The organism is Mesorhizobium sp. M4A.F.Ca.ET.050.02.1.1 (assembly GCF_003997725.1).
Taxonomy (GTDB): domain Bacteria; phylum Pseudomonadota; class Alphaproteobacteria; order Rhizobiales; family Rhizobiaceae; genus Mesorhizobium.
This window is the reverse complement of the sequence record NZ_RZSG01000407.1, coordinates 1-5,392: the sequence shown is the minus strand read 5'-3', so window position 1 is coordinate 5,392 and position 5,392 is coordinate 1. Positions and strand designations below refer to the sequence as shown.

The following is a 5,392-nucleotide window of genomic DNA, read 5'->3' as shown; positions in this document are numbered from 1 at the left end:
GTTGGAGACCCGTACCGTCGACTGGATGCGCCAGGCGCTCGGCCTGCCCGATGGCTTTTCCGGCGTCATCCAGGATTCGGCTTCGTCGGCAACGCTGGCCGCGGTGCTGACCATGCGCGAGCGGGCGCTCGACTGGCAGGGGAACAAGGAAGGGCTGACAGGGCAGGCGAGGCTTCGCGTCTATTCCTCCGACCAGGTTCACACCTCGATCGATCGCGCCATCTGGGTCGCCGGCATCGGCGAGGAGAACCTCATCCGCATTCCGGTCGCCGGCCGTTTCCGTGCCATGGACACCGCGGCGCTCGAAGCCGCGATCGTCTCCGACCGCAACGCCGGTATGCGGCCGGCGGGTATCATCGCTTGCGTCGGCGGCACCAGCACCGGCGGCACCGACGACATCGCCGCCGCGGCTGCTGTCGCCAAACGGCACGGCCTCTATCTGCATGTCGACGCCGCCTGGGCCGGATCGGCGATGATCTGCCCGGAGTATCGGCATTTCTGGGCCGGCGTCGAAGGCGCCGATTCGATCGTCTTCAATCCGCACAAATGGCTGGGCGCGCAGTTCGACTGCTCGATCCAGTTCATCCGCCAGCCCGAAGATCTGGTGCGTACGCTGGCCATCAAGCCGGACTATCTCAAGACCCATGGTCATGACGGTATCATCAACTATTCCGAATGGTCGGTGCCGCTCGGTCGGCGGTTCCGGGCGCTCAAACTCTGGTTCCTGTTGCGGGCGCATGGGTTGGAAGGCCTGCGCGCCATGATCCGTAACCACGTCGCCTGGAGCGAAGGCCTCGCCAGGCGCCTGGCAGGCGAGGCGGATTTCGACATCGTTACCGAGCCGATGCTGTCGCTATTTTCGTTTCGGCATAAGGGAGGGGCGGGCGCCGATTCAGATGAACACAACCTTCGACTGGTCAATGCCATCAACGACGATGGCCGCATCTACCTGACCCAGACCAAAGTGGATGGTCGGGTCGCGATCCGCTTCCAGGCCGGCCAGTTCGAGGCGACGGCGGACGATATCGACGCGGCATTTGCTGTCATCACCGAAATCGCACGCTGCCTTACTTGAGGCAAGTCCCCTATCGAGCTGCGCCGGTTTTGCGATCATATGATTTTCATTAGTCGGCATCTGCCTTTTCATTGCTTTCGTTTTCGGATATACACAAGAAAAACGAAAACGGGAGGCACTAGATGTTTCTGTCCCCGCGCCATGCTGAAATCGTCCAGATGGCCCAGGATCATGGCCGTGTGCTGGTGGACGATCTGGCCACGCATTTCAACGTGACGCCGCAGACCATCCGCAAGGACCTCAACGATCTCTGCGACCAGCGCCTGCTCACACGCATCCATGGCGGCGCCCTGTTCCCCTCCGGCATCGAGAACATGGAGTATGAGGCGCGCCGCAAGATCGCCGCCGAGGAGAAGGAGGCGATCGGCCGCGCCGCCGCCAGGCTGATCCCCGACAACGCCTCGCTCTTCATCAACATCGGCACCACGACCGAGTCCGTCAGCAAGGCCTTGCTGGACCACAACGGCCTCATGGTCATCACCAATAATATCAATGTTGCCAATAGGATGCGTGTCTATCCTTCGATCGAGGTGGTGATTGCCGGCGGCGTCGTGCGTGGCTCCGACGGCGGCGTCGTCGGCGAGGCCGCCGTCGACTTCATCCGCCAGTTCAAGGTCGACTACGCCGTCATCGGCGCCTCGGCCATCGACCATGATGGCGCGCTGCTCGATTTCGATTTTCGCGAGGTGAAAGTGGCGCAAGCCATTATCGCCAACGCCAGGCACGTCATCCTGGTTTCCGACCAGACCAAGTTCGAACGCACCGCGCCGGTTCGCATCGGCCATCTGTCGCAGGTCAACACCTTCATCACCGATCGTTGCGACATCCCCTCGGTGCGCAAGATCTGCGAGGAGGCAGAGGTTCAGCTGATCGAAACATCGCTCGGCTAGGGCCGGCTAACGTGGCTTTCACGGCGCTGTGATATTTCGTTTGACATTCGTTCGTATTTCGAATTAATTCCGTAACGGTTTCGCAAAAGACCAAAAATGCTGCAATGCGAAATCGCTGGAGGATTTCTTGGACGCATCACCGATCCATGACATTTTTGTCATTGGCGGCGGCATCAACGGCTGCGGCATCGCCCGCGACGCGGTTGGTCGCGGCTTCTCGGTTTTTCTCGCCGAGATGAGCGATCTGGCCAGCGGCACCTCGTCCGGCTCGACCAAGCTGATCCATGGCGGCTTGCGCTATCTTGAGTTTTACGAATTCCGCCTGGTACGCGAAGCGCTGATGGAGCGCGAGGTTCTGTGGAAGAACGCGCCGCACATAATCTGGCCGATGCGTTTCGTGTTGCCTTACGCCAAGGGCCTGCGGCCGGCCTGGCTGATCCGGCTCGGCCTTTTCCTCTACGACCATATTGGCGGGCGCAAACTGCTGCCGGCGACGAAGACGCTGGACATGGGGACGGATCCGGCCGGCAAGCCGCTGAAGCCGCTGTTTCGCAAGGCCTTCGAATATTCCGACGGCTGGGTCAACGATGCCCGCCTGGTGGCACTGAATGCTCGCGACGCCGCCGACCGCGGCGCGATCATCCGCACCCGCACCAAGGTCGTCGGCGCGCGTCGCGAAGGCGACCTCTGGGCAATCCGGCTCGAGGACCTGAGGACCGGTGACACCGAGGAAGTCAAGGCCAGGCTTCTGGTCAACGCCGCCGGCCCCTGGGTCGATCACGTGCTTTCGGCGACGGTCGGCCAGAACGACGTCCACAATGTCCGCCTCGTGCAAGGCAGCCACATCGTCATCGCCAAGAAGTTCGATGATCCGCGCGCCTATTTCTTCCAGAACAAGGATGGCCGCATCATCTTCGCCATTCCCTATGAGGAAGAGTTCACGCTGATCGGCACCACCGACCGCGACTATCCGGGCGATCCGCATGATGTGAAGATCAGCGACACCGAGATTGACTATCTCTGCGCCGCGGCAAGCGAGTATTTCGCGCAACCGGTCAAGCGTTCCGACATCGTCTGGACCTATTCGGCCGTGCGCCCGCTTTATGACGACGGCGCCTCTAGGGCGCAGGAAGCGACCCGCGACTATGTTCTGAAAACCGATGGCGGCGAGGGGTCCGCGCCGATCATCAACGCCTTCGGCGGCAAGATCACCACCTATCGCCGGCTGTCGGAATCGATGCTGGAAAAGATCGAAAGCTTCCTCGGCAAGCGCGGAAAGCCCTGGACCTCGAACGCGCCGCTGCCGGGCGGCAATTTCCCGCCCACCGGCTTCGAGGCGCAAGTTGCGAAACTGAAGAGCGCCTATCCGTTCCTCGATCAGCGCCTGGCGCGTCGGTTGACCCGGCTCTACGGCACGCTGGCGCAGGCCGTGCTGGGGCTCGCCAAGTCGAATGCCGATCTCGGCCGCAACTTCGGCGCTGATCTCTACGAAGCCGAGGTTCGCTACCTCGTCGAAAACGAATGGGCGCTGACCGCTGAGGATGTATTGTGGCGCCGGACCAAGCGTGGCCTGCATCTCAGTCGCGAGCAGGCCGCGACGCTCGACGAATTCATGCGTGGAATAAGTCGCCGCCATGTCGCGGCGGCCGAATAGGATGGCCGTGTGATGCACAGAGCCGGGGAGGAGGCATCATGCTGGAATTGAGAAACGTGTCGAAGACGGTCGGCGCGGCGGAGCATATCCGCGACGTGTCGCTGACGCTCCAGCACGGCTCGCTGAACGTGCTGCTCGGACCGACGCTGTCCGGCAAGACCAGCCTGATGCGGCTGATGGCCGGCCTCGACGCGCCGACCTCCGGCTCGGTCTGGTTCGACGGCAAGGACGTCACCGGCCAGCCGGTGCAGAAGCGCAACGTCGCCATGGTCTATCAGCAGTTCATCAACTACCCGGCGATGACCGTTTACGAGAACATCGCCTCGCCGCTGAGGGTCGCCGGCGCCGAGCAGGCGAAGATCGACAAGGAAGTGCGCAACGCCGCGGCACTGCTGAAGCTCACGCCCTATCTCGACCGCACCCCGCTCAGCCTGTCCGGCGGCCAGCAGCAGCGCACCGCGCTCGCCCGCGCCATCGTCAAGAACGCCAGCCTCGTGCTGCTCGACGAGCCGCTCGCCAATCTCGACTACAAGCTGCGCGAGGAGCTGCGCGCCGAGCTGCCGAAGATCTTCGCCGCCGCCGGCACCATCTTCGTCTACGCCACCACCGAGCCGCACGAGGCGCTGCTGCTCGGCGGCAATACGGCGACACTTTCGGAAGGCCGCGTCACCCAGTTCGGCCCGACCATCGAGGTGTTCCGCAAGCCGGTCGACCTGGTGACGGCAAGAACCTTTGCCGATCCGCCGCTCAACACCATCGTGCTCGCCAAGAAGGGTCCGGTTTTCCTGCTCGAGGGCGGCGTGACGCTGCCGGTGCCGGCCGAGCTCACCGGCATTGCCGACGCCATCTACACGATCGGCTTCCAGCCGCATCATCTGTCGCTCGAGCGGCCCAATGCCGCCGCCGTGCCGGTGCGGGCCAAGGTCACCATCACCGAGATCACCGGCTCGGAGAGCTTCATCCATCTCGATTTCGCCGACGCCCGTTGGGTGATGCTGACCCACGGCATCCGCGACTTCGAGCCCGACGCCATGGTCGAGGTGTTCATCGATCCGCGCCACATCATGGTCTTCGACGGAAACGGCCGCGCCGTGGCCGCCGCGCCGAAGCTCGCGGCTTGAGGAGGAAGCGATGGCACGCATCGACGTCAACCACATCCGCCACTCCTACCTGCCCAATCCGCAGAAGGATTCAGATTTCGCCCTGAAGGAGGTGCACCACACCTTCGAGGATGGCGGCGCCTACGCGCTGCTCGGGCCTTCCGGCTGCGGCAAGACCACGCTTCTCAACATCATTTCGGGCCTGCTCCACCCCTCGCACGGCCAGTTGCTGTTCAACGGCAAGGACGTCACCAGGCTGTCGACTCAGGAGCGCAACATCGCCCAGGTGTTCCAGTTCCCGGTCATCTACGACACCATGACCGTCTACGACAATCTGGCCTTCCCGCTGCGCAACCGCGGCGTGCCGGAGGCCGATGTCGACCGCAAGGCGCGCGCGACGCTGGAGATGATCGCTCTGGCGTCATGGGCGAACAGGAAAGCGCGCGGCCTGACCGCCGACCAGAAGCAGAAGATCTCGCTTGGCCGCGGCTTGGTGCGTTCGGACGTCAACGCCATCCTGTTCGACGAGCCGCTGACCGTCATCGACCCGCACATGAAGTGGGTGCTGCGCTCGCAGCTGAAGCAACTGCACCGCCGTTTCGGCTACACCATGGTCTATGTCACGCACGACCAGACCGAGGCGCTGACCTTCGCTGACCGGGTGGTGGTCATG

The 5,392-nt window shown here is 63.2% G+C and carries 5 protein-coding genes; all 5 read left to right on the top strand.

Annotated features, from left to right (window positions below; genetic code table 11):
* Positions 1 to 1,075 (top strand): aspartate aminotransferase family protein (locus tag EOA33_RS22950; RefSeq protein ID WP_145989242.1); only part of this gene is annotated, 1,075 nt, incomplete at its 5' end.
* Positions 1,076 to 1,197: 122 nt separating this feature from the next.
* The gene (locus tag EOA33_RS22945) at positions 1,198 to 1,965 is read left to right on the top strand and encodes a DeoR/GlpR family DNA-binding transcription regulator (protein WP_126054727.1); all 768 of its coding nucleotides are present in this window, start codon (positions 1,198 to 1,200) and stop codon (positions 1,963 to 1,965) included.
* 127 nt (positions 1,966 to 2,092) lie between these two features.
* Complete coding sequence (gene glpD / locus EOA33_RS22940) at positions 2,093 to 3,619, top strand: glycerol-3-phosphate dehydrogenase (RefSeq protein ID WP_127406661.1); 1,527 nt, start codon at positions 2,093 to 2,095, stop codon at positions 3,617 to 3,619.
* A gap of 38 nt (positions 3,620 to 3,657) precedes the next feature.
* Positions 3,658 to 4,740, top strand: coding sequence for an ABC transporter ATP-binding protein (locus tag EOA33_RS22935; RefSeq protein WP_126054725.1), 1,083 nt, complete (start codon positions 3,658 to 3,660; stop codon positions 4,738 to 4,740).
* Between the two features lie 10 nt (positions 4,741 to 4,750).
* Positions 4,751 to 5,392, top strand: a 642-nt coding sequence (locus EOA33_RS22930) for an ABC transporter ATP-binding protein (protein ID WP_145989241.1), incomplete at its 3' end; no start/stop codon positions are given.